We start from the raw sequence: 23,173 nt of genomic DNA on the forward strand, positions 1-23,173 counted from the left end.
CATTTGAAAAACACGAGTTTTAAGTATGAAAGACCATATTAATGCCCTTTATAAAAACCATTCACAATTTTATAAAATTATACTGTTTATAATAACGACCTTTTTAATCGTTTTTATTTTTCCTAAAAGTGGGCGATTTAAGTATAATTTTGAAAAGGGAAAACCTTGGCAGACAGAAAATCTTTATGCGCCATTTAATTTTGCGATACAAAAATCTAATGCTGAAATATTAAATGAAAAAGCTATAATAGCTTCTCAAACTTCCTATTTTTTTAATAGCCAACCAAAAGTTAAAGAAAAGGTCAAATATGATTTTGAAGCGTCTTTTAGTAAAGTTTTTAGTGATACTTTAAGAAGTTATAAAAAATTAAAGAATAAAGGGAGTAAAATATTAAATGGTTTCTATCAATATGGTATTTTAAGTGAAGATGTCAGTTTAAAGGATGATGATAAGGTTGTTCTTCTTGTAGATAATGTTGAAAAAAGGACCACTCAGTATTCTAATATTCAGAAGATTGGTACTATTAAGAAACAGGTAGATAGTGAGTTAAAAAGTACAATGCTAGAAAAGTATTCTAATAAGCTTACAGCACTTTTTTTTGATATTATACAGGCCGATTTAACTTACAATAGAGCGTTGTCTGAAAATGTTTTAAAAGAAGCTTTAGATAAAATTTCTAAGAATAGAGGTGTCGTGGATAAAGGTACCTTAATCATTTCCAAAGGGGAAATTGTAAATGACTCTAAATATCAAATTTTAGCTTCTTTATCAAAGGAATACGAGTCACAAATATGGAGTAAATCAAATTATAAATGGATCGTTTTCGCTTATACTTTATTAGTGGCTTTAGCTCTTTTGATGTTATTATTATTTATTAGAAAATATAGATTAGATATCTATAAAAATAATACTAAAGTGACTTTTGTCTTTTTTAATGTGTTAATCATGGTATTATTAACAACTTTAGTAGTTGACTATAATCCTGAATATGTTTATTTGGTACCAATAGCAATTTTACCTTTAGTATTGAAAGCTTTTTTTGATGCAAGATTAGGATTATTTACACATGTCATCACAGTACTATTGTTAGGATCAATTGTTCCTAATAGTTATGAATATATGTTCCTTCAAATTATAGCAGGTATTGTTACTATTTTGACCGTTTCTGAGCTATATAAGCGTGCTAATTTATTTATTTCGGTAGGACAGATTACTTTAGTGTATATCATCGCTTATTTTGCGTTTTTTGTAATTCACGAAGCAAGTATTGATAATTTGAAATGGGAAACATTTGGTCTATTTGTATTATGTGGATTAGCGACATTATTTGTACAGCCTCTGATATATGTTTATGAGAAACTGTTTGGGTTAGTTTCGGATGTTTCGCTATTGGAGCTGTCTGACACTAATTCTAAATTATTAAAGGAGTTATCTAATAAAGCTCCCGGAACTTTCCATCATTCCTTAAACGTAGCGAATTTAGCAGAGGCTTCAGCTAATGAAATAAATGCGAATGCGATGTTAGTTAGAGTAGGGGCTTTGTATCATGATATAGGAAAAATGAAGTCACCAACTTTTTTTACAGAAAATCAATCGTCAGGTATTAATGGTCATGACGAATTATCACCAAAGGAAAGTGCTAAGATTATAATAAACCATGTTATTGATGGGATAGAAGTGGCTAAGAAGTATAATTTACCTGATCGGGTCATAGATTTTATAAGAACACATCATGGTACAAGTCAGGTCTATTATTTTTATATGAAAGAAAAGGCGAATAACGAGGATGTTGATATTAATGACTTTACTTATCCGGGGCCAAAACCATTTAGCAAAGAAACAGCAATCCTAATGATGTGTGATAGTGTAGAAGCTGCATCAAAGAGTTTAAAGGAGCCAACCTCTAGTAAAATTGACAATTTTGTCGAAAATATTATAAATAAACAGAAAGATGATGGCCAATTTTTAAATGCAGACATAACTTTTAAAGAAATTGAATCCATAAAAAAAGTGCTAAAGCGCAAGCTTGCAAATATTTACCATTTGAGAATTGAATATCCTGAATAAAATTTAAAAAAAAGTATAAAAAAGGTTGTGATATTTAATAAAGTATCCTAAATTTGCACCCGCAATAACATGCTAAGTTCATTATATTATCGGAGAGGTGCCTGAGTGGCCGAAAGGAACGGTTTGCTAAATCGTCGTAGGTGTTAAAACTTACCCAGGGTTCGAATCCCTGTCTCTCCGCTATAATTTTTCAAAAATTATATTTAGATAACCAATTCGGGGTGTAGCGTAGCCCGGTTATCGCGCCACGTTTGGGACGTGGAGGCCGCAGGTTCGAATCCTGCCACCCCGACTTTTTTATTGCTACGGGCTCGTAGCTCAGCTGGATAGAGCACCTCCCTTCTAAGGAGGCGGTCACAGGTTCGAATCCTGTCGGGCTCACTTAAAGCTTCACTAGAAATAGTGAGGCTTTTTTGTTTTATATAGTTTTCTTATATTTTACTATACTTTACAGCTTTTATTGGGCTATAAATACAATTTCAATACAATTACTATTTAATTAATATACATCTTTCTAGGGGTGCTATAAGGTGCACCATTTTTACCATAGGTGTACCAAAATAAAATTTGAAACTTATAACAATTTATATTTATACTGGTTATTCTTGTCTTAGTAGGTCTCTTATAGACTTTGTTGTAGTAGCTGATATAATCGTGTTTATAGTATAGGGTATCTATTCCATCGTTCTTAAATTTATGCACGATAGTAGTCGCAAAAAAAAATATAATACAACGTTTATCGTTAAAGCCATAGAAAAGGTGTTGATATTTTGTCTATTATTTAAGTGATAACCTCGTGTGTCATAAAACGAATCCTTCTTTTAATATATATTACTTGTTAAAGATGACAAGTATCAGTGTCAATTCTAAAAGTCTTATTTTTTAACTATAGGAACATGTAGCTTGATGTTCTTTTAATTTACATGAATATTTTAAGAGCAATTTAAAATGTTTAAATTTATTACAGCATTGAGTGCTTTCTAGATTAACATTGGATTTATATCTAGGTGTTTGAAGTTCTAAAATTTAATATAGCGTCTTTTAAGAGTAGTTAATTACAGTTGATATGTCACTTTCTTAAAGGAGGAGTATAATGATATGTTTTTATGGTGTATTTACTTCGAGTATAGATCAATAACGTCTTTTTTTTATTAATTATTTATTGTCTTTTATGAATTATTTTAGTCAACACTAAAGTAATTATTTTGATCAAAAAAGTGTATTTTAACGGTTAAATATGTTTTTAAACGATTAATGAATTTTATTTTATTTTGGTGTTTTTTGTATTGATTTAATGCATACTTTTGCAGCCCCAAATCAGACGTATATTTTTTACGTTTTAAACCTAAATTAAAATGAATTACCTATTAAAATTATCACTTGCAATTTGCTTATTATTTTCTGTATCTAGTTGTACTGTAGACTCGTTAGAAGATACTATGGAAGAAAGGTCAATAGATGCTAGTGCAGTTGCACCCAATCAAGCGTGTAGTAACCAAGATCCAAAATCTAAACTAACAAATAACGGAACTGTCGCTTTTACATTTCAAATCTTAGATTCAAACAATAATTTAATTGAATTATTAGAGGTAGCACCAGGAGTTACTTCGGCATGGATTAGTTTCTCAGAAGGAGATACTGTTTTTAATTTAGCTAGTAATACTACAGGTGTTTCTGATGATAAAGTATTTATTAATATGACTAATTGTTCAGAAGTAGAGATTATAGTTAATTCTGGAAACCAAATTGATACTCCAGTAGTAAATAATCTGAACTAAAGTTTAGAAGAGCGCATAATGACTTTTGAATAGTCAATATTGGTGGTGAAAAACAAATAGTTTTTACCACCATTTTTGTTTTAAGTTTTTTCTTAGTCAGGTTATAGCTTATTTGAGATTTCTAACTTTTAGGATAGTTCCCATTTCTTGTATTTGACATCTCAAATATATTAATTTTGAAATTTAAAATATCACTCCGATCTTATTAGGGGCAAAACTTTCAATCATAAGTTTACGATTTGCCCATCGTCGTTGATTTTAAATTTATAGATTTCAGATGCCGAAGATTCTCCATCGTAAACATAAAATAGTCTAGTATTTAGTACTCCATCATTAATATAAAAATATTTCATAAATGCGTGTTGATCACCATTACCTTCGAGTAATATATTAGTTTTGTCTATAATTTTAAATTGAAGATCAAATACTACGAGATCTACTCTTTTTGAAATATTGTTTATTGGTTTATCATATTCTTGATTAAAAATTCCAACCCAAAAAGATTTATTCAATTTATAAAGGTTGTTATTACCTATAGTAATTGTGTTGTTTAATTCTTCAAGGTTTTCATTATTAATTAATAGCTCTAAATCAATAATATTTATTTCTGATTTAACAGTCTTAGTTAAATTAAATGACACTCCTAATTTTTCAAGAGATTCTGTAAATTCATTTTTGACAGACTCTTCATAATCATCGCTCCATATACTGGGATAAGACCAAAATTCCGGAAAATATTTTAAAACATTAATTGTACCTAATTTTGAATCGCTCCAAAGAGAAATAGTATCTGAAGTTATTAATTTATCTTTAATAAATTTAGTGTTCTCTGTTTTTGTAATAGATTTTTTTAAAATAGTATTAGTTTCTAAGTTCTTACAATTAAGAAACGAAAATAAGGGTAATAAAAAAACGATTTTGATTTTCATAGTTATATCTTATTTTTCGTTAATAACAAGTTCGCCACAATGCAAATGAGTATCGTGTAGATCTCCTGTGTCTTTTTTTGTATGACCGGTAACTGTATTTAGATAAGTTGTACTACCTTTTATTCTTTCAGTAAATCCAAACATTTCCATTGCTTTTATAATTTTTTCATGGATGATTTTTCATACGTATAGAATCCATTGCTATGTTTGAAACTAGGAAAAGCAGTGCCATCTTCATAACAAGATCCACCACTTTTGATATCTTTAAAATCACATTTTACTAATGCACCAATAAATGCGGCGAAAATTTCTAGTTGGCTATAACGTTTAAGTGTTTTGTACCATTTATATTTTATAATTAATTTGTTTTATAATAATTAAGACCATTATTCTAAAAATCAGAGCTACTTTCATTTATTTATAGTTTGGTTTAAAATTATAAATTCTAGACCTTGAATCTTTTAGGTGTCAATTGATATCTATTATGTTGTTATTCAGAAATAGTAACTTCTGGTTTTAAAGATGTTATTTTGCCTGTAGTATTTATTTTTAGATTTCTTTTAATAGTTGTTGATTCATCCTCTAAATGCATAAAACTTTTAGTTTGTATTTCATAATCGGAGGACATATTGAAGCATTCATAATAGGCAATATCTTCAAGGCCTATACCAACTGTAATAAGTCTTTTTGTAGGCTTCCCCAAAAGTAGCAGCGTTCTTTTCGTGAAAAGTATAGTCATAATTTTTATATTTATTTGTTTTGTAATTTCCAGGGTAATTTTGTGGAATAGTGTGAAAAGGGAATAATAAACCAGGTGTTTCTATTTTAAAAGTAGCACTCTTTAAAACACCATTGGCTCTTTCTTCTTCTGTGGTTTCTATATCATCACCTTTTATTTTTAGGTATAGTTTAGCGGTGTCTCTAATCGTTATTTTTGGTGTCGATGGTTCTTTAATTGTAGTTGTGCGTACAAAATCTGGTTTTGTGCTAAGATCTGGTGTGCCTCTAAATGGTTTTATTTGTACTTTTTTTCCTTTTAGTGCTTTATCAAAAATTATGGTTAATTTTATTATCTACAACTTCGGTTTTGGCGTATGTGTATAAACCTGATTTACTTTTATCTGTAATATAAGTACTCTCTTTACTTGTTTTAGCTTCTCCTTGAACATAGAAAGACCATCGGATATTCTTTTTGTCTTCTTCAGTGGCTTTATCTTTATACTTGTAATTTTTATTATCTATATCTATGTCTAAAATATATTCTATTACCTTTCCAACAGTAGCTGTTTTTGGTGCATTTATTTTTCCTGCTGGATAGGTTTTCTTTTTAGCATCCTTATCGAATTTTAATATAACATCTTCAGGCTTTTCTTTATCTCTATCTGCTTTATCTTTTTCAGCATCTTTAATTGTTTTTTTACCTGCTTCAGTTTCATCTTCAAGAAGATAAAGCGCTTCTTGCCAACCTTTAAAACTTTTTACAGCATCTTCTGTCTTAGAGCCCATTTTATCTTCTTTTGGACGCAATTGTATTTTTTAACCTTCAAAATCACCACAATCTTCATGTTCAAATTTGCTCTCTTTTTTCTTACTCACAAAAAAATTATATCGATTTACTTCTGAATAAAATGCAGGTGGATTATTTTCTATGTCTAACTTATAAACTGTATTCAATTTTTTAAAATTGAATACAGTTTCAATGTATTCAATTTTATCATAGTTTTCAACTGTAAATTGCTCAACTTTATTTAAATATATTTGATAGTTTCCATTATCATTAGTTTAGCCCCCAATAAGATCGGAGTGATATTTTAAATTTAAAAATTAATATATTTGAGATATGAAATACAAGAAATGGACCTTAGATCAGAAGTTAGAAATTCTCTCGAGTTCAGAAGCGATAGGTATCGTAGAAACCTGTCGTAAATACGGAGTTAGTACAGGTACTTTTTATAGTTGGAAGAAGAAACATGAGAGCCAAGGAGAAGCAGGCTTAAAAGTCACCTATGATACTAAAAGTAAAGAACATAAACAGGCAGAAGAAGAAAACAGAATACTACGTAAGCTTCTAAGCAACAAGGAAATTGAATTGGAAGTACAACGGGAACTTTTAAAAAAAAAGTTTGGGACGTCCGATCCAAGAAAGATTTAGTAAATGCTATTTATAGTAAACATAAAATTAGTAAAACCAACATAATTAATATGGTAGGGATGGTTCATAGTAGCTATTACCGTACTCCAAGTTTCGGAAAAAAAGGTAATACTCCTAGTAAGCTCACCTATCATAAATCTAGAGGCTGGGTTAATCAAGACGCTGTTATTGCTTCTATAAAAGAGATTTTAAGTCATGAATTTATAGATTGTGGTTACCGATTAATGACTTCTTACTTAAAGAAAGAAGCATACGTGATTAATCATAAAAAACTCTACAGAATTATGAAAGAACAAGGCATGTTAAAACTAGAGAATCGGATAAACAGGAGTGGTTCTGGGCGTAAATTTGTAAAATTCAGAAAAGTAAACACCTCAAGACCAATGGAATGTTTAGAGATGGATATAAAGATGGTATGGATTCCTAGTGTAGGTAAAAACGCTTATTTATTATCCATCATAGACGTACATACTCGTAGAATATTAAAAGACTATTTTTCTTTTTCTATTAAACAGGATAAGGTGATAGCGTTTTTATCAGAGTTGTTTGTAGAATACCAATACCCTAATAATGTTGTTATTAGAAGTGACAACGGTAGCCAGTTTATTGCAAATAATGTACGTGAATATCTTGGGCTAATTGGGGTTCAGCAAGAATTTACACATATAGCCACACCAGAAGAAAATGCGCATATAGAAGCCTATCATGGAATACTAAAAAAAGAAATTTTTCAAAGAGTGGATTACCAATATTTTGGGCAAATTGAGCAAATCTTAAAAAGGTATGTGACTTTTTACAATAATACTAGGCTACATGGGCTCTTAGGACGAATTACACCAATGGAAAAATGGGACGCTGATAAACACCTCATTTTAATGAAAAAATTAACAGCTTAAGCAATAATCGAAATTTAAAAGATTACTCTTGTTTTATAGGGGTCAAAACAATCATTAATTATTGTTTTTATATCAAATTGAAATAATATTTTATCTTCTTCTATTGCTGTATTTTCAAATGTATATTCTATCGCATATATTTTCTTTTTATATGTATCTATATAAAATGATGCTGCGGGACTATAACAGTAAGCATCAAAGTCTATCCAATATTTATTATAAGCATTATTAGATAGACTATCTTTAATTGCTAAACCAATAAGTTTCGTGTTAAATAAATCGCTAGGATAATCTCCCTTTCGGTTTTTAAAATTTACTGTGTCATTTTTTATAGCATTTGACTTCTCTTTTAGTAAGGAAATACTTTTTTTATCTTCCTTTTGTTCTATTGTGTCTTTTTCTGTATTTAAAATGACTTTAGAATCTGTAACTTTTTTTTTACACGAAATAAAAATAAATACTAACGATATGTATAATAGTTGCTTCATTCTATCCAATTTTCTTTTTTACTTGTTTTTATCATTTCATTTAATAAATCTAATGGATCAAATAGATCTTTTCGTCTTTGAAAGGTTATTCCTTTATTTTTTTTAGATGTAGCATATAACATATCGCTATATTTTATAGACTTATCACTCAAATTACCACTTCCTTCTCCTGTGTACATTTCTATATGTAACATACCTCGCTTGTCAGGATAAGGTTGACGCACATATGGATTTAATAACCCAATTTCTCCTATTTTTTGCCCTCTAGTTACTTTCTCTCCTTCTTTAACTAAAATAGCACTTCCTTTTTTCACTTCACCATATCTGACTAACATTTTATGTCCTTTTATTTTAGCAATTTTAGCTTCATACTCATGTTCTATTTCTATAACCCATGTGTCATAATAGAAAAAAGCTACTCGTTTTACAATACCATCTGCTATAGCATATATTGGTTCGTTTACATCATAGTACAAATCTCGTGCAGCATGAAGTCTAACTATTTTTTTTGTTTTTTTACTTCTTCTTCCATAAGCAAATGTAGCTGCATTCTTTTCATTATAATGATAATTATAACTATCATATTTTGCATTCTTCAAACTATCAGGGTGGTTTTGCGGCATCTTTCTGAAAGGAAATAATAATCCTGGTGTCTCCAACTTAAACCCTCCACCCTTTAAAAAGTCTTTATCTATTATATCTCCTGTGTTTTCTATATTGTCGCATTGTGTTTTTAGGTATAGTTTTGCAATGTCTCTTTTGGCAACTTTAAAACCAGACACAGTTTTTTCATAAACCCATTCTTTTTCTACTTTATGGTCTGGTGTGCCTCTATAAGGTTCTATTTGTATTTTTTTAGATGTAGCTTATAAGATATCGCTAAATTTTACAGATTTATCGCTCAAATTACCGCTTCTTTCTCCTTCACAACATTCTGATTCTAAAAACAAGTTAGTAGTTAGTTTTTAATCAATTTAGCTTTTTCTTGCTCTTCATACTGGTGGTATGCACATAATCTTTAGTATTATTTGTATTTTGCTTTAAACTACCTGAATGTAATTTTTTAATTATTGTTAATCCTCTACCTCAAAAATATTCCTTTCTAGTAAATTACCGCTGTCATCATATTTCTCTGACATTAGCAATATATCTGTCTTTTCTTTCTTGATTTCTACATAATACTCATAACCGTCTTCATCTTTTTCCTTTTTATTAACACTTTTCATCTTATAATAATTCCGGACTACTCTAGGAATCCCATTATCATAAAAAGCCTTAACATATGTATAATCATTGACATAATTATTATATTTAGTTTCTTCCCAAATACCTTGTTTAGTATGGTTCAAAATATTTCCTTTATCCGTCTTTGAAGCGTATAAGCCTTGAACCTTATCAAAATAAAAAACTAAACGTCCATTTCTAGTTATTTTATATTTATTCAATTTACTAATAAACATATTAGATTCTTCTTCCTCTTCTGCAACTCCTCCAATGATTCTAGTATAAATTATATGATTCTTATCTATAAACCAATATTTTTTATACCAATATAAATCTCCAGAATCTATATAGCCTATATTATATCGTCGCAATATTTCCGAATCTTTATAAATTGAAATACAATATTGTTCTCTCAAATTGATTTCATTATTGCATTTATCCGAAACTTTATCGATATAAAGTTTAAATTTAAACTTATCAGGGATACGAAATAATCTTTGAAACATTTCAACTTTTGAATCTTCAAATAATTTTTCTGTTTGAAAATATTCATACTCAATACCACCATTTTCAACAAAACAATCAGAAATATTTAAAGAATCATATTTTTTTTCAAATTCATTGATAGAATGTAAAAAAACATTCTCCTTTTCTACATTATCAGGAAAATCGTATTTAATAATTTTTTTGTTTCCAACTGGCAATAACGTCTTTAAAGTGTCAATATCGTCAGGTACTATCCTATTTTGGGTGTCAGCAATTACTTTCTTTCCTTTAAAAGAGTTCTTTTTATTAAAATTACAAGAGTTAATAAAAAAAAGCAGTATAAACACAAAATTTATAGATTTCATATTATTTATAATTAGGTTTGAATTTTTTTATTCCTTTTTTTGGAGAGCCTCCAGAGTGTAGGTGACTATCATGCAATGTACCTCCATTACCAGTATTATTAAATTTCTTTTTATTAGCTCCTCTTAATTGAGAAATAAATCCAAATTTTTTCATGGCATCAATAAACTGCTGTTCTCTTGTGTTATCTAGATATCCTGTATCTATTGCATAGCCATTATTATGTGTTCTACTTGGATAACTACTACCGTCTTTATAGGAAGATCCTCCACTATCTATATCACTAAAGCCACACTCTGCTAATGCCCCTACAAATGCAGCAAACACTTCTGGTTGACTATATTTTCTTAATGTTTCATGCCATTTAAACTTAATTAGAGTATTGTTACCACTATAATTTAAACCTCCATTAGGTAAAATTATCATTGTAATTTTTTCAGAAGAAGCTATATAATATAGGTGTGTATATGACCCGTTTTTTGTTACTATCTTCTTCCCTTCAGTATAAACGTCGTTATTACTTAAAACATAAGTTTTATAGGCATCAACTCCCTTAATATTCATTGCTTTATAATCGACTATTTGTGCGGAATCTTTCTCAGACTTTATAGGCTCTTTTGATGTGCTCCCTCTTCCCATTTTCCAAGTTTCATAAACCTTACACTCACAAACATCATGCTTGTTTCCATTGGCGTCATGATAACGGTACTTAACCTTCTTTAGCCCATCTAAATTTAGTTTACTCATCTTACCATCGTCATAAATATGTATGGTATTTGGTGTTTCTATTTTAAAAGTAGCACTCTTTAAAACATCATTTGCTCTTTCTTCTTCTGTACTTTCTATATCATCACCTTGTATTTTTAGGTATAGTTTAGCGGTGTCTCTAATCGTTATTTTTGGTGTCGATGGTTCTTTAATTGTAGTTGTGCGTACAAAATCTGGTTTTGTGCTAAGATCTGGTGTGCCTCTAAATTGTTCTATTTGTACTTTTTTTCCTTTTAGTGCTTTATCAAAAACTATGGTTAATTTAATTTTATTATCTACAACTTCGGTTTTGGCGTATGTGTATAAACCTGATTTACTTTTATCTGTAATATAAGTACTCTCTTTATCTGTTTTAGCTTCTCCTTGTACGTGTAAAGACCATCTAATATTCTTTTTGTCTTCTTCAGTGGCTTTATCTTTATACTTGTAATTTTTATTATCTATATCTATGTCTAAAATATATTCTATTACCTTTCCAACAGTAGCTGTTTTTGGTGCATTTATTTTTCCTGCTGGATAGGTTTTCTTTTTAGCATCCTTATCGAATTTTAATATAACATCTTCAGGCTTTTCTTTATCTCTATCTGCTTTATCTTTTTCAGCATCTTTAATTGTTTTTTTACCTGCTTCAGTTTCATCTTCAAGAAGATAAAGCGCTTCTTGCCAACCTTTAAAACTTTTTACAGCATCTTCTGTCTTAGAGCCCATTTTATCTTCTTTTGGACGCAATTGTATTTTTTAACCTTCAAAATCACCACAATCTTCTTTTTCAAAAGAATTTGGGTTTGGTGTAAAAAAAGAACTAATTGTATTTCCAATATAATCAGTAGAAAATTCTCCATCAATTACTAGATGGTAGACGTCGTTTTCTGTTTTGTTAAATTTTAAAATTAAATTAGACTCACTTTCTATTACTATTTTTAGCTCTTGATTTGTTTTTATTATTTTAGCGATTTTATATTCTAAAAAAGGTTCTTTATTTTTTGGCGGTATATCCAATCTGCAATAATTATATAAATAAGCCTTACTAGTAATAGCATTTAATAGAAGTGAGGGAGAATCACACATACAAATAGTATTAAAATCTATCCAATACTTTTTGTCTTTTTTTAGAGATAAACCAATTAAAGGAGTATTGAAGAGTTTCTTAAATAAAGTATCTGTTTTTTCTTCATTTTTATATTTTTCAGTATTATTATTAGCAATAGTTTTTTTTACTATAGAGGAATCTTGATTATTTTGTAATTTATCTGATTGATTATTCGTATTTACCTCTTTACAGGAAACAAACACAAATAAAAAACTTATTATAATTATTCTCATAATACTATTTTATTAAGTTTTCTTTTTTAGAATTGATTAGCATTTTAGCTAGAAGATTTAATGGGTCAAATAAATCTCGCCTCCTTTTAAAAGAACGTCCATTAGAATAGTTATCCGATTTTGCATGTAACATTTCACTTGTGTTTACCACTCCTGGTTTCAAGGTTTTCCCTTTTTCTTCACCAGTATAAAATTCAATATGTAACATGCCTCTATTTTCTCCTGGAGGTTGTTGGAAATTTGTGCCATCACCTCTTATTAATTGTCCTACTTCAGCTAATTTTTGACCTCTTGTAACCTTATCTCCAACTTTTACTTTTATTGTGTTTTTATCAACTTCACCATACCTTACTAGAATATTATGACCTTTAATATGTTCATAATAGTGTTCAACGACTATAACATCAGTATTCATGTAGAAATTTTCACTAGCTCTCACTATTCCATCATCTATGGCATAAATAGGTTCATTTACATCTGTATATAAGTCTCTTGCTGCATGTAATCTCATTCCTGGATTTCTTGGGTACCCAAAAGTAGCAGCGTTCTTTTCGTGAAAAGTATAGTCATAATTTTTATATTTATTTGTTTTGTAATTTCCAGGGTAATTTTGTGGAATAGTGTGAAAAGGGAATAATAAACCAGGTGTTTCTATTTTAAAAGTAGCACTCTTTAAAACACCATTGGCTCTTTCTTCTTCTGTGGTTTCTATATCATCACCTTTTATTTTTAGGTATAGTTTAGCGGTGTCTCTAATCGTTATTTTTGGTGTCGATGGTTCTTTAATTGTAGTTGTGCGTACAAAATCTGGTTTTGTGCTAAGATCTGGTGTGCCTCTAAATGGTTCTATTTGTACTTTTTTTCCTTTTAGTGCTTTATCAAAAATTATGGTTAATTTAATTTTATTATCTACAACTTCGGTTTTGGCGTATGTGTATAAACCTGATTTACTTTTATCTGTAATATAAGTACTCTCTTTACTTGTTTTAGCTTCTCCTTGAACATAGAAAGACCATCGGATATTCTTTTTGTCTTCTTCAGTGGCTTTATCGTTATACTTGTAATTTTTATTATCTATATCTATGTCTAAAATATATTCTATTACCTTTCCAACAGTAGCTGTTTTTGGTGCATTTATTTTTCCTGCTGGATAGGTTTTCTTTTTAGCATCCTTATCGAATTTTAATATAACATCTTCAGTCTTTTCTTTATCTCTATCTGCTTTATCTTTTTTAGCATCTTCTATTGCTTTTTTGCCATCTTCTGTTTCATCTTCACGAATATAAAGCGCTTCTTGCCAACCTTCAAAACTTTTTACAGCATCTTCTGTTTTAGAGCCCATTTTATCTTCTTTTGGGCGCAATTGTATTTTTTTAATACCAACCTCTATTTCTGTACCTTCTGGTTTACCTAAAATTTTCTGGTCTTGTTTTTTAATCTCTAGTTCTATCCAATCGCCAGCTTCAGTCGTTGTCGTTTTGTCTTCTAACTTAGCAAATACTAAAACAGGTAGTGCATCAGTTTCGGTTTTCACTAATTTTAAAACTTCTTTATCTTCTTGATTTTTACTCTTAGCTTCTTGTATTTTTATTTTTAAAGTTTTACCATCTAATTTTTTGGTTTCGGCAACCAAATAAACTTGATAGCCCATTGGAGCTTCTTCAATTTTTTTATAATAAGTATCAGGTTGTTTTTTGTGTTGATCAAAAGTTAACGTCTCATCTTTTTTATAACTTTGTATCGGCCAATTTTTACCTGTTTCCTTAGTGTCAATTATTTTTTTAATGTCTGCATATCTCACTTCTTTATTTTGACCTTCTAATTCTGTTTTTATTAGAGTTTGAATTTCTAAGGCAACCGCAGCACGTTTTGCTACACTATCTGTGCTCTTATCTTCTGTAAAATTAAATTGATAACTACCATCTAAAGTCTCTTTTTTAATAACTTTTTCTGCAAAATAGGCTGTAATCACCTCAGATTCTTCACTTTCCACTATAATGGTTTCGTTATAAGAGTAGGTGCGTCCTGCTGCAGTAACGTTATCTATTATTATATCTAATTGACTTGAATTACTCATAATTGTTTAATTATAGTTTAATAAAAGTGAATGACCATGGTCTGTATAAATGATGTCTAAAATAGGTACATTGTCTTTGTTTTTAACAGTATATATAAAATCTAATGGCTTATTTTGATATTGTAATTTTGCTATTTGACTTAAAATAGTATATAGATTTTGTAGCGTAAAGTCTAATTGGTCTAGTTGTAAAACACAATTATTTTTATTTTCATTTATGATTTTAATAGTAGTCGTTGCATTTTTAAATTGGTTACCTATTCTAATATTTTTTATGGTACCAGATTCTGTATTTAATATATAGTGTAATACAATATCCTTTTCTCTAACCCTATCCATTAATTGATTTGGAGGTGTGTAAAATATAATATCTTCTGGTACTGAAGAGAGCGTTGTACTGGTTAACCGTTCCTTAAACGTTTTAGCTTGGGTATCTTTGGAGGCTACATGTTTTAACGAATCTATAAAAATGTTTTGCGCTTTTATGTCTTGTAAAGCGTAATCATTTATTTTTTTTAAGGCAGCCCTGTTATTTTCTAAATTAAAAATATAAGTCGCTTCGTAGTCGTTAATAGATGTAGTGCGTATGTCCATGTTTTTATTTTGTGATTGACAAGAGAATATACTACTTAATAGCAGTAAATACAGTATGTTTTGCTTTATCATAACTCTAAGTTTAATAGGATTGTAAAGGGTTGAAAAAGTGATTTGTCTTTTACATTTTTAAAATGCTGCAGACAAAACATAGCAACTAATCCTGGTATCCATTGTTTTGCAGTACCATCTGCACCGCCATCTTCCCAACCTGCTCCAAACGTGTCAAAAAAGGATAGATTAGAAATCTCAGCTTTTATGTCTCCATTGTCTTTAACAATTTGATAGTTGGCTAAACAACCTTGCATACCTCCAACAAAAGTGGCGATTTCGTTTACATTGGGATTTGCGCCTTGTAACGCACTATAATAGGGGAGGCTTGTGGTAAATTTATAAATGTTATTACTGTTTTTGGAGACGTATTTATTTTGTTTGTAGCGGTCTACCAATTCTTTTTTTAGATTCGGCAAAAAATTATTTTTGAATTGTGCGGAGTCTTTAATTTCTCTTACAGGATTTGAGTTGTTATCAAAAATAAAATTTTTGCCTTGGCCTGTAAAAAAGTGATCTGCTAATGCGACTCCATTTTTACCAAAACCATCTTCAATATCTGAAAACCCCCATAAAATGGTTTTTAATTCTGCTTTTAGATATAAAGTAGGGTAGGACTTGGTTACATTAATGTTTGTGACATCATAGTTTGTCATACCGTTGGCCTTCATTAGTTTCTCGCTTGGGGCGTCCGCATAAATCCAGTCGTAAGCACGTTTTCCTTTAGTGTTAACAATAACAATATTACCATTTTCGTTAATTCTATTTCCTTTTTCTACAACTCCAGTTTCCAAAATTTCTTTTTGATTACTGCTTTGTGAAATGCTTTGATTAGTAGCACCACTATTTTGAGATGGTGTGGGTTGGTTAGTTGTACTTGTAGACCGTTGCTTATTTAAAGGTTCAATAGTTACTAAATCTAATTGTACTGTACCATCCGCTTTTACTTTACCCGAATATTTTAGATTCTCTTTTCCATCATGGATTACTTTACCTTTTTTTTCTTTAATGAAGACGTCAACAGTTTCACCAACATCCATATTTTGTGTTCTCACGAAAATTGAAGCTTTTTCAGAACGTATCATGGTGCTTGTTCTATTGTCTTGACTTTGATCCATCCAATAGGTTTCTATCACCTTAGGCGCTTTATCGTTGCCCATCATAGCTCCAGGAATGGTCATGGCGATGTCTTTAAACTCTTCTTGTATACTTCCTGCTAAATTTAATTGAGTAGGATCTGTAATGGTTACTTTACCACCTGTACCACACATACATTCAGAATCGTCAAACAACCATTTTTTTGAGCTTCCTAATGTTGATTTATTACTAGTTTTGGACCATTTTTGTAAAGCAGGAATACACGGTAAATAACCGCTATTTGTGGGTTTTAGTTTACATTGTCCAAAGGTTTGAGGTACTTGAACGTCCATGTCTGTAGCTTTAAATTTACCTTGAATTTTTACTTTTTGGTTTTGAGTCACCAATAATTTTGCAGGTGTAAATCCTTGGTTGCACTCTAACAAAGCACCGTCTAACACATATATTTTACTACTCATTGTTTTCTAGGTTAAAGGTTATTGTGGTTATTTTTTTGTACACATCTTTTATGTCAAAGACATAGTTTAATTTTGCATTTGTAACCAACCCTAGTTGTGGCACGACATTATACTGTCCGTTATAACTAAAGTCTAAACCGTAGTTATTACCTTTTATAGTTGGTAAATCACCAATAAAAGCATTAAGCTTTTCTAACGGGAACTTTTTGTTTGTGGCATCAATTTTGGCTGTTGTGCTTATTGTAACATTTGTAAAAGCACGATCTTTTTTTGTTATTCTTTTTTCTTCAATAATCGGAATGTTAAAGGGACCAATACCGTTTGATATTATTTTGGCTTCTACTAAAGGCTTGTCTTTCTCAAATTCGTGATAAAAAATATTAGAAAACAAAAAATTATAAAAGTTATCGTCCAAATATATTTGCTGGATATTTTCTTCTTGTAATTGCCAATCAAAATCTTTGGTCATCAATTCAAGATCTGGATGCTTTTGTAAGAGGTCTCTTTTGACTTTCATCCAATGTATTCTAATATCATCTGTATTGGATACTTTTATCAGTTTGAAGTTTTTTGTTAGTTTAAATTCTAGAATATTATTAATATCGGATACAGTATCTGCAATTTGCTGTGCTTTATTCAACTTTTTAATAGCACTTAGTTTATCATTTAAAAAATAGCGAAAATCTACTTTTAGTCTATAGTTCAGTGTTTTTTGGGTTGTCATCCCTAAATAAGTTAGGTTAAAACCTAAAGCTACAGTTGTTTTATTCTTCTTATTGCCTTGTATTATTTCATTACTAATTTCTGCAGTATAGTGACGCGGGATGCGTTCGCCATTTAACTTTATAATTTCAGTAGTATGAGATAATATGTTTTCCATTACAGTGTATTAAAAAAGTCGTCTAAAATAAGTTGAAAGTTTTGCAGGTTGTCCTTACCCGTGGTAATTATCTCACCTTCTTTATAAGTTGTGTAAGTTCCCATAGTATTTGTGTCTTCAGTCCAGTATATACCGTCTTCTATTTTTCCATTTTTATCTGTAGTCATATAAGCCATTAGAAGCATGTTGACATGCTCTCTATTATTTTTGGTATCTATAGTTTTTATGTAATGTTCCAATATCTCACTGTTATTTTTGTCTTTCAATGAAGAAAAATTATTGGTAAATATGAGATTTTCAAGAAACGAAAAGTTATCCCTGTAGTCATCCATATCGTTAGTGTTATTATTTACGATAAGGCATTTTACATGGTTATTTGTTTTGAAAATTCGTATAATACTGTTTGGTTTTGGTTTTTGTTGCGTGCAGTCGTCTATATTATTACTAGCTAAAACAGCTCCTTTAGCTATTAATTGAACTAATAGTTTATCCTTTTTTTTAGAAATGACAACTTTGGAAATAGGATCTTTAAAATTTGAAGATATGATGTTATCATCAACAATTTTAAGGGATAATCTGTTATAATAATGCATAGCAAATGCATCTATGTTTATAGCTGTTAATTGACCCGCGTTATACCTTTTTGAAAGGTATCCATTTTTTATGTGTTCAATAATTTGACCATCAACAATGTTATCATTTTTAAAAGTTGATGTTATATTTAATACGGTTTTATAATTTTCAGAATAACCATATTCGATTTCTTTTTTTTCTTGCTCATTTAAATTATCAAATATATCATAAGAGTATTGCTTTATCTTTTTTCCTGTTTCGTAATAGTTAACCCAAAAAACATCTCGGTCACCTGCTTTAAAATATCCGTTATATGGTTTGGATTTTTTGTAGAAACCACTATAGTATTTCTTAGGATAATCTACTATGATAAAAGAGCTATCTCTAACTTCGTTTTTTACTTCAAGACTAGACATAGATGGTGTTACTGTTATTTTTGAAGTATTTTTCGCCCCTTTATTTTTAGTTTCAGTTGGGTGCTGTGCGAAGCTAAAAAAAGGTGCTAAAAATAAGATAAGAAGTGTTTCTTTTATCTGCATATATTATTATTATTATTTAGTAGTTTCAAATATTTTAATTGTTAAGTTTTCTAACTTAACAATCTCTGTCTCACTTTTTAATGAAATTTCCATTTTCCCATTGTATTTATCAACCTCAAATACAAGGTCTAGTTTTTTGTTTTCTGAGGTGTTATTTATAGTTTCAAAAGCTTTTTTTACTTCATCTTCATTAAAATACAATTTACTTCCATAAATATTTTTGTTTGCATCTTCCCAATATAATTTTGCGTATTTAGGTAGAGCTAGCAGATTATAGTCTTTAAATTCTGGATTATTAGCCACAGTGTAAATACGTTCTCCATTAACATATTCTATAAAAATTTCGAAATAATCGCCTTTTGTTTTTAGTCTAAATACTGGTTTCCAGTTATAACGTTTTCTATATTCTGTCCATAAACCATAAGTAACGCCTTCTGTTTGAAGATGAATCTTAGCTTCATCAGTTAAACTATTTAGCCTGTTTTTTACATATTCTTCACGACTAATTACAGCATTAGGCACAAATTCTTCCATTGATAGTTCTATTTTATTCGCTTTAAAATGATCTATTTCAGTTATTTTGCCTCCGCCTAGAAGCCATATAGAAACGATACCTCCAGGTGCCATACCACAAACTATTCGCGTGTAAGTGGCATGTTTATTATTTCTATCTAAAAATCCTATATTAAATAGTGCTAGCATTTTATCGTAAGGTAATTTAAAACTTCCTTTGTAAAATGTGTTTTCAGCGTAAGACATCCAAGTAATATCTAGATAGTCTGGTACAGCTTTAAAATCTTCTCCAACAATATAGGTAGAACCTAACTCTCCCCAACCATTTTTAACGGTACGCCCACCACTTGGTATATTTGCTATTAATTCCCCATTTAAAGAGAATGTACCATTATGTATTCTAATTGGATATGCCTCAGGAGCACATTCTGTTGGTAGCCATTCGAATTTATTTTCCTTTTTGTCTAAATTCATTGTATGCGTATTAGTGGATGTTGTTTTGTTTTTACAGTTTAAAGTAATTAAACTAATAAAACCTACTACCAAAATAATCTTTAATTTTTTCATTTTAACCGTCTTGTATAACTCTAGTCCTTACTCCGTTTTCTCTATTTGGAGACATAGGAGCTATTAAACCTAAAACTCTATCATTATAATGTGCAGAGAAATGAAAATACTCGTTTCTTAAATTTTTAAGCATCACTTTATCTGTTGGTGTATTAAACGTAATGGCTTCTTTTTCGCCTTTTACATAAGCATCAATACGTTTTTTAACGTCTGTAAGTTTCACCTTTTTACCATCTTCATTTTTTATAGGAAAATCTTCATTAATTAGTGAAAAATCATATTTCACTACCTTTTTTAATGAATACTCAACCATAACATGTAATGGTATATGGCTGTATTTATTAGATATTCCTTTTCTTTCGGCACGTAGTGAGCCCCAATTGTTATTTATCTTAATTTGTCCTGGTAAATACCAACCAAGATCTATTAAATTTTGACGCTCAACTTCCATTTTTTCTATGTAATTGATTGTGGCATAATCTAAAGTAACTTCTTCGTCTGCTTTATCGGTATATCCACCACCAATATCGGAATGTACACCAGGTAAAAACTTTTGCACACCTTGGCGGGCTTTTTTTATATTGGTTAATCTAAAATTATCACGATGTTCATCTGCAGCAGCAAGTTGAAATGTGAAACTTGCTTTAGAAATGGCATCTAAATGTAATTGAGCGGTATCATTTGTGTGTTTCATTCCAAAAGAAGCAACGGTATCATACAACCCAACAAAACGGACTGTAGTTTTTAGTTTAGGAGTAAGTTTTTTATTTGCTAATTCTTCGCCTAATACACCACCATCTTCAGCATATTTATCTCCAAGATATTCAAACAATCCTAAACCATTATCTACCTCTTTATTTTCTCCTTTTTTTTGATTAATTTCAAAAATAAAATGTCTTGCAGCTGCAGCACCTCTACTAAAGCCATAACTGTCTATTTGTAATCTGTTTATTTTTTTAATTCCTGCCTCTTCTAAAAAAGCCGCAATCATTTCACATCCTTTTTTTACTTTTCCTTTTACACCTGTTGCTCCTTTTCCCATAGATTTGCCCCAAGTACCATCGTCTTCAAGATCTTCTGTACCGATACCTTCTATATATAGCGATAATTGGATGAGTTTTTCTTCTTTAATCTTTTCGTAAGCAGGTTCCATTCTAGAAACATTAGAAAAATCGTTGTTATAACTTCCAGATTGTTTAGAGCTGTACCATTTATCTTTATTGTAAGAATCAGCAAGTTTTTTATTATAGGATTCGCCTTTAACTTTTTTCTCGTGTTCTAATCTTGCTTCTGTGTTTTTTCTATTGTTTAATGTACCATCAAAGAAAATACCCACTGTGACGTTTACGTGATCCTCAGGAATGTGTTCTTCATAGTCAGCGTTACCAACATTTACTTTTGCGGTATTCACATTTAATCCACTAAAAAGACTTCTGGAAGCTGATGCTCCAACAGGTGCTGCTGTTAATCCTATAGGCATAGTTTTACATTTTTTAGATTATTCTCCATATTCTACAGTTTCGGCACTTGAAATACTAATTTTACCACCTGCATTGGTTTTTATCTCTCCGCTAGCATCTGTAGTAATTTCTTGAGCTTCTTGCTTATAAGTGGCACTAATTACTTTTATTTCTTCACCAACTTGTTTTTCTTCATTATTAGCCATAATAAAAGAATTTTCATTAATGGATTCCGTTTTATTTTTACCTACTGAAACGTCTAAATTTTCTTCAACATTTATCTGCATGTTTTTGGCATTAAGCGTCATGTTTTCTAAGGCTGTAACAGTAATGTTATTATTAGCTGTATCTATAGTTATAATATTACCATTCATGTCTGTAATAGTAATACTTTCAGAACCATTGGCATCATTAAGCTCAAAGGTATGACCACTTCGGGTTTTTATAGCTTTAATATCATTAGCATCACTCTGAAAAGCTGTTGCTTTGCCACCACCATTATATAAGCTACCTAGCATATAGGGATGCTCTGCATTACCACCTTCAAATCCAATTAAAACTTCTTCGTTAATTTCTGGAATAAAGTGAAATCCTTTGTCACCTCCAGCGTGTGGTGTAACTATACGTATCCAAGGGGTCATTTCTCCAGATGTTTTTTGCCAAGGCATTTGTACACGTATTCTACCAAATCCTTCTGGATCTGCATTTTCCATAACTACAGCAGTTTGTGTGTCACTTTTAGGAAACGCATTGATATTGGTGTTAGGATAGGCATCAAAATCGGCTGTTATGGCTTCAAATCTGTTTTCGTAATCGCCATTTTCTCTGTTGCTATGTGTGATACTTGTAACTCTGTAATTAGCACCTTCTATATTTACAATATTTCCTAATTTGACTCCAGGATTATCACTAACGGCGTTTAGTTTTACTTGCTGTATTTCTATAGCTTTTTTCTGTAATTCTATACTCGTATCTAATCGTTGTTTTGCTTGCGGGTCATTATATATATTATGCCATACTTTGGTTTGCTTATTATAGATTGTATTTGATTTACTAGAGACAAAACCACTATAACCACTGGCACCGGAACTAACATCTTTAGCATCTTTTTCGTGGACATCGTTTAAAAGATAATCGTTAGCATAAAATTTGTAATTATGGGATTGCGGTGACAGGCTTAAATTGTACTGTTTAAGATCAAAACCGTAGGTCAATGCTAATTCTTCAGTTTCTGGTTGTCCAAATACAAGTTTAGAACCATTATAATAAAACCATTCGCCATATTGTGCGGCTAATCGACTAGCATAGGCATAAGCGCTTTCTCCATTTTGAACAGAATAGTGTAGGGTAGTGGTGTTATTAGGTTGTATGAGTACTTCTAATTTAGATTTGTCATAGTCGCTAAAGGTTAGGTCTAGTATTTCTGACAGTGATACATCATTATAAGAGGCATAATGTGGCCCATCGTCGGCAATAAAGGTTGGGCTTAATGCTGTAATAACAACTTCATCCCCAGTGCTTGCTTCATGTCCTTTTACGGTTGTTATTTGTGATACAATACCTTTAAATTCTAAAGCTCTGTAACCGCTAAACGTATCTATAGAAGCTGTTTGAATGGTTATTGTTTCTCCTAAGTAATTTTTACTAGACTCGCCTAATGTTTGTGTTAGGTTTTCTAATACATCCATACGACATACAAGCTCTAGCTTATGATGTGAGTCTATACTTTGATGCAATTGTATTGATTTAAATGCAGAAATCTCTGTTCCTGATATAAATATAGTAGTGTTGCTTTGTAATGCCATAGTCTTATTATATTATTAAAACAAGGTTGAATTATGATATGTAATAGTCTTTATAAGTAAGCCAAATATTTTCTGTCATGTAC

Annotated in this window: 20 protein-coding genes and 3 tRNA genes; 7 read left to right on the forward strand and 16 right to left on the reverse strand. The window is 30.3% G+C overall.

Translation table 11 applies throughout. The features are described 5' to 3' along the window. Positions 1-25: 25 nt before the first annotated feature. The 5 genes from H0I26_RS11750 (at position 26) to H0I26_RS11770 (ending at position 3,846) form a co-directional block, all read left to right on the forward strand. On the forward strand, positions 26-2,068 hold the full coding sequence (locus tag H0I26_RS11750) for an HD family phosphohydrolase (RefSeq protein WP_218699093.1): 2,043 nt from the start codon (positions 26-28) through the stop codon (positions 2,066-2,068). A gap of 91 nt (positions 2,069-2,159) precedes the next feature. Further along, positions 2,160-2,248: transfer RNA gene (locus H0I26_RS11755), tRNA-Ser, on the forward strand. 37 nt (positions 2,249-2,285) lie between these two features. Then, positions 2,286-2,360 (forward strand) — tRNA-Pro (locus H0I26_RS11760). Between the two features lie 15 nt (positions 2,361-2,375). Continuing rightward, a tRNA-Arg gene (locus tag H0I26_RS11765) sits at positions 2,376-2,449 on the forward strand. 974 nt (positions 2,450-3,423) lie between these two features. After that, positions 3,424-3,846 carry a hypothetical protein gene (locus H0I26_RS11770; RefSeq protein WP_218699095.1) on the forward strand — a complete coding sequence of 141 codons (423 nt, stop codon included), beginning with the start codon at positions 3,424-3,426 and terminating at the stop codon, positions 3,844-3,846. 224 nt (positions 3,847-4,070) lie between these two features. Here the strand turns inward: H0I26_RS11770 and H0I26_RS11775 are convergent, their stop codons facing one another. From H0I26_RS11775 to H0I26_RS11785, 3 genes are all read right to left on the reverse strand, one after another. Further along, positions 4,071-4,775, reverse strand: coding sequence for a hypothetical protein (locus H0I26_RS11775; protein WP_218699096.1), 705 nt, complete (start codon positions 4,773-4,775; stop codon positions 4,071-4,073). 490 nt (positions 4,776-5,265) lie between these two features. Beyond that, positions 5,266-5,514 carry a hypothetical protein gene (locus H0I26_RS11780; protein WP_218699098.1) on the reverse strand — a complete coding sequence of 83 codons (249 nt, stop codon included), beginning with the start codon at positions 5,512-5,514 and terminating at the stop codon, positions 5,266-5,268. Positions 5,515-5,822: 308 nt separating this feature from the next. Further along, positions 5,823-6,281 carry a hypothetical protein gene (locus H0I26_RS11785; protein ID WP_218699100.1) on the reverse strand — a complete coding sequence of 153 codons (459 nt, stop codon included), beginning with the start codon at positions 6,279-6,281 and terminating at the stop codon, positions 5,823-5,825. 334 nt (positions 6,282-6,615) lie between these two features. On the opposite strand from H0I26_RS11785, the gene H0I26_RS11790 reads away from it, so the two are divergent. Beyond that, positions 6,616-6,927, forward strand: a complete 312-nt coding sequence (locus H0I26_RS11790) for a transposase (protein WP_159022877.1) — start codon at positions 6,616-6,618, stop codon at positions 6,925-6,927. A 44-nt stretch (positions 6,928-6,971) separates the two neighbouring features. After that, positions 6,972-7,823 carry an IS3 family transposase gene (locus tag H0I26_RS11795; protein ID WP_256935337.1) on the forward strand — a complete coding sequence of 284 codons (852 nt, stop codon included), beginning with the start codon at positions 6,972-6,974 and terminating at the stop codon, positions 7,821-7,823. 14 nt (positions 7,824-7,837) lie between these two features. On the opposite strand, the gene H0I26_RS11800 is transcribed toward H0I26_RS11795, so the two are convergent. From H0I26_RS11800 to H0I26_RS11860, 13 genes are all read right to left on the reverse strand, one after another. Next, on the reverse strand, positions 7,838-8,311 hold the full coding sequence (locus H0I26_RS11800; protein ID WP_218699112.1) for a hypothetical protein: 474 nt from the start codon (positions 8,309-8,311) through the stop codon (positions 7,838-7,840). Continuing rightward, positions 8,308-9,093: a M23 family metallopeptidase gene (locus H0I26_RS11805; protein ID WP_218699114.1), complete on the reverse strand. Its 786-nt coding sequence runs from the start codon at positions 9,091-9,093 to the stop codon at positions 8,308-8,310. Before H0I26_RS11805 ends, H0I26_RS11800 begins: the two co-directional genes overlap by 4 nt. Before the next feature lie 291 nt (positions 9,094-9,384). Beyond that, the gene (locus tag H0I26_RS11810) at positions 9,385-10,386 is read right to left on the reverse strand and encodes a hypothetical protein (RefSeq protein ID WP_218699116.1); all 1,002 of its coding nucleotides are present in this window, start codon (positions 10,384-10,386) and stop codon (positions 9,385-9,387) included. Position 10,387: 1 nt separating this feature from the next. Continuing rightward, the gene (locus H0I26_RS11815) at positions 10,388-11,860 is read right to left on the reverse strand and encodes a hypothetical protein (protein WP_218699126.1); all 1,473 of its coding nucleotides are present in this window, start codon (positions 11,858-11,860) and stop codon (positions 10,388-10,390) included. Between the two features lie 30 nt (positions 11,861-11,890). Further along, positions 11,891-12,475: a hypothetical protein gene (locus H0I26_RS11820; RefSeq protein WP_218699128.1), complete on the reverse strand. Its 585-nt coding sequence runs from the start codon at positions 12,473-12,475 to the stop codon at positions 11,891-11,893. Positions 12,476-12,479: 4 nt separating this feature from the next. Then, positions 12,480-14,552 (reverse strand): M23 family metallopeptidase, encoded by a 2,073-nt coding sequence (locus H0I26_RS11825; protein ID WP_218699130.1) that lies wholly within the window; start codon positions 14,550-14,552, stop codon positions 12,480-12,482. A gap of 6 nt (positions 14,553-14,558) precedes the next feature. Continuing rightward, positions 14,559-15,146, reverse strand: coding sequence for a hypothetical protein (locus H0I26_RS11830; RefSeq protein ID WP_218699132.1), 588 nt, complete (start codon positions 15,144-15,146; stop codon positions 14,559-14,561). A gap of 68 nt (positions 15,147-15,214) precedes the next feature. Then, a complete protein-coding gene (locus tag H0I26_RS11835; protein WP_218699134.1) occupies positions 15,215-16,753 on the reverse strand; it encodes a DUF4280 domain-containing protein in 1,539 nt (512 codons plus the stop codon). Continuing rightward, positions 16,746-17,633, reverse strand: coding sequence for a hypothetical protein (locus H0I26_RS11840; protein WP_218699135.1), 888 nt, complete (start codon positions 17,631-17,633; stop codon positions 16,746-16,748). The genes H0I26_RS11835 and H0I26_RS11840 overlap by 8 nt, the downstream gene beginning before the upstream one ends. Then, on the reverse strand, positions 17,633-18,745 hold the full coding sequence (locus tag H0I26_RS11845) for a hypothetical protein (protein ID WP_218699137.1): 1,113 nt from the start codon (positions 18,743-18,745) through the stop codon (positions 17,633-17,635). Before H0I26_RS11845 ends, H0I26_RS11840 begins: the two co-directional genes overlap by 1 nt. 12 nt (positions 18,746-18,757) lie before the next feature. Continuing rightward, positions 18,758-19,825 (reverse strand): DUF2931 family protein, encoded by a 1,068-nt coding sequence (locus tag H0I26_RS11850; protein ID WP_218699139.1) that lies wholly within the window; start codon positions 19,823-19,825, stop codon positions 18,758-18,760. A 1-nt stretch (position 19,826) separates the two neighbouring features. Then, a complete protein-coding gene (locus H0I26_RS11855) occupies positions 19,827-21,305 on the reverse strand; it encodes a T6SS phospholipase effector Tle1-like catalytic domain-containing protein (RefSeq protein ID WP_218699141.1) in 1,479 nt (492 codons plus the stop codon). A gap of 18 nt (positions 21,306-21,323) precedes the next feature. Continuing rightward, on the reverse strand, positions 21,324-23,090 hold the full coding sequence (locus H0I26_RS11860) for a type VI secretion system Vgr family protein (protein WP_218699142.1): 1,767 nt from the start codon (positions 23,088-23,090) through the stop codon (positions 21,324-21,326). Positions 23,091-23,173 lie beyond the last annotated feature (83 nt).

Origin of the sequence: Olleya sp. HaHaR_3_96, assembly GCF_019278545.1 — a bacterium.
In the GTDB taxonomy this organism is placed as follows: Bacteria; Bacteroidota; Bacteroidia; order Flavobacteriales; family Flavobacteriaceae; genus Olleya.

Coding starts and splice junctions, on each gene's coding strand:
- H0I26_RS11750 (WP_218699093.1), top strand. CDS start 26: ATGAAAGACCATATTAATGCCCTTTATAAAAACCATTCACAATTTTAT.
- H0I26_RS11770 (WP_218699095.1), top strand. CDS start 3,424: ATGAATTACCTATTAAAATTATCACTTGCAATTTGCTTATTATTTTCT.
- H0I26_RS11775 (WP_218699096.1), bottom strand. CDS start 4,775: ATGAAAATCAAAATCGTTTTTTTATTACCCTTATTTTCGTTTCTTAAT.
- H0I26_RS11780 (WP_218699098.1), bottom strand. CDS start 5,514: ATGACTATACTTTTCACGAAAAGAACGCTGCTACTTTTGGGGAAGCCT.
- H0I26_RS11785 (WP_218699100.1), bottom strand. CDS start 6,281: ATGGGCTCTAAGACAGAAGATGCTGTAAAAAGTTTTAAAGGTTGGCAA.
- H0I26_RS11790 (WP_159022877.1), top strand. CDS start 6,616: ATGAAATACAAGAAATGGACCTTAGATCAGAAGTTAGAAATTCTCTCG.
- H0I26_RS11800 (WP_218699112.1), bottom strand. CDS start 8,311: ATGAAGCAACTATTATACATATCGTTAGTATTTATTTTTATTTCGTGT.
- H0I26_RS11810 (WP_218699116.1), bottom strand. CDS start 10,386: ATGAAATCTATAAATTTTGTGTTTATACTGCTTTTTTTTATTAACTCT.
- H0I26_RS11815 (WP_218699126.1), bottom strand. CDS start 11,860: ATGGGCTCTAAGACAGAAGATGCTGTAAAAAGTTTTAAAGGTTGGCAA.
- H0I26_RS11820 (WP_218699128.1), bottom strand. CDS start 12,475: ATGAGAATAATTATAATAAGTTTTTTATTTGTGTTTGTTTCCTGTAAA.
- H0I26_RS11825 (WP_218699130.1), bottom strand. CDS start 14,552: ATGAGTAATTCAAGTCAATTAGATATAATAATAGATAACGTTACTGCA.
- H0I26_RS11830 (WP_218699132.1), bottom strand. CDS start 15,146: ATGGACATACGCACTACATCTATTAACGACTACGAAGCGACTTATATT.
- H0I26_RS11835 (WP_218699134.1), bottom strand. CDS start 16,753: ATGAGTAGTAAAATATATGTGTTAGACGGTGCTTTGTTAGAGTGCAAC.
- H0I26_RS11840 (WP_218699135.1), bottom strand. CDS start 17,633: ATGGAAAACATATTATCTCATACTACTGAAATTATAAAGTTAAATGGC.
- H0I26_RS11845 (WP_218699137.1), bottom strand. CDS start 18,745: ATGCAGATAAAAGAAACACTTCTTATCTTATTTTTAGCACCTTTTTTT.
- H0I26_RS11850 (WP_218699139.1), bottom strand. CDS start 19,825: ATGAAAAAATTAAAGATTATTTTGGTAGTAGGTTTTATTAGTTTAATT.
- H0I26_RS11855 (WP_218699141.1), bottom strand. CDS start 21,305: ATGCCTATAGGATTAACAGCAGCACCTGTTGGAGCATCAGCTTCCAGA.
- H0I26_RS11860 (WP_218699142.1), bottom strand. CDS start 23,090: ATGGCATTACAAAGCAACACTACTATATTTATATCAGGAACAGAGATT.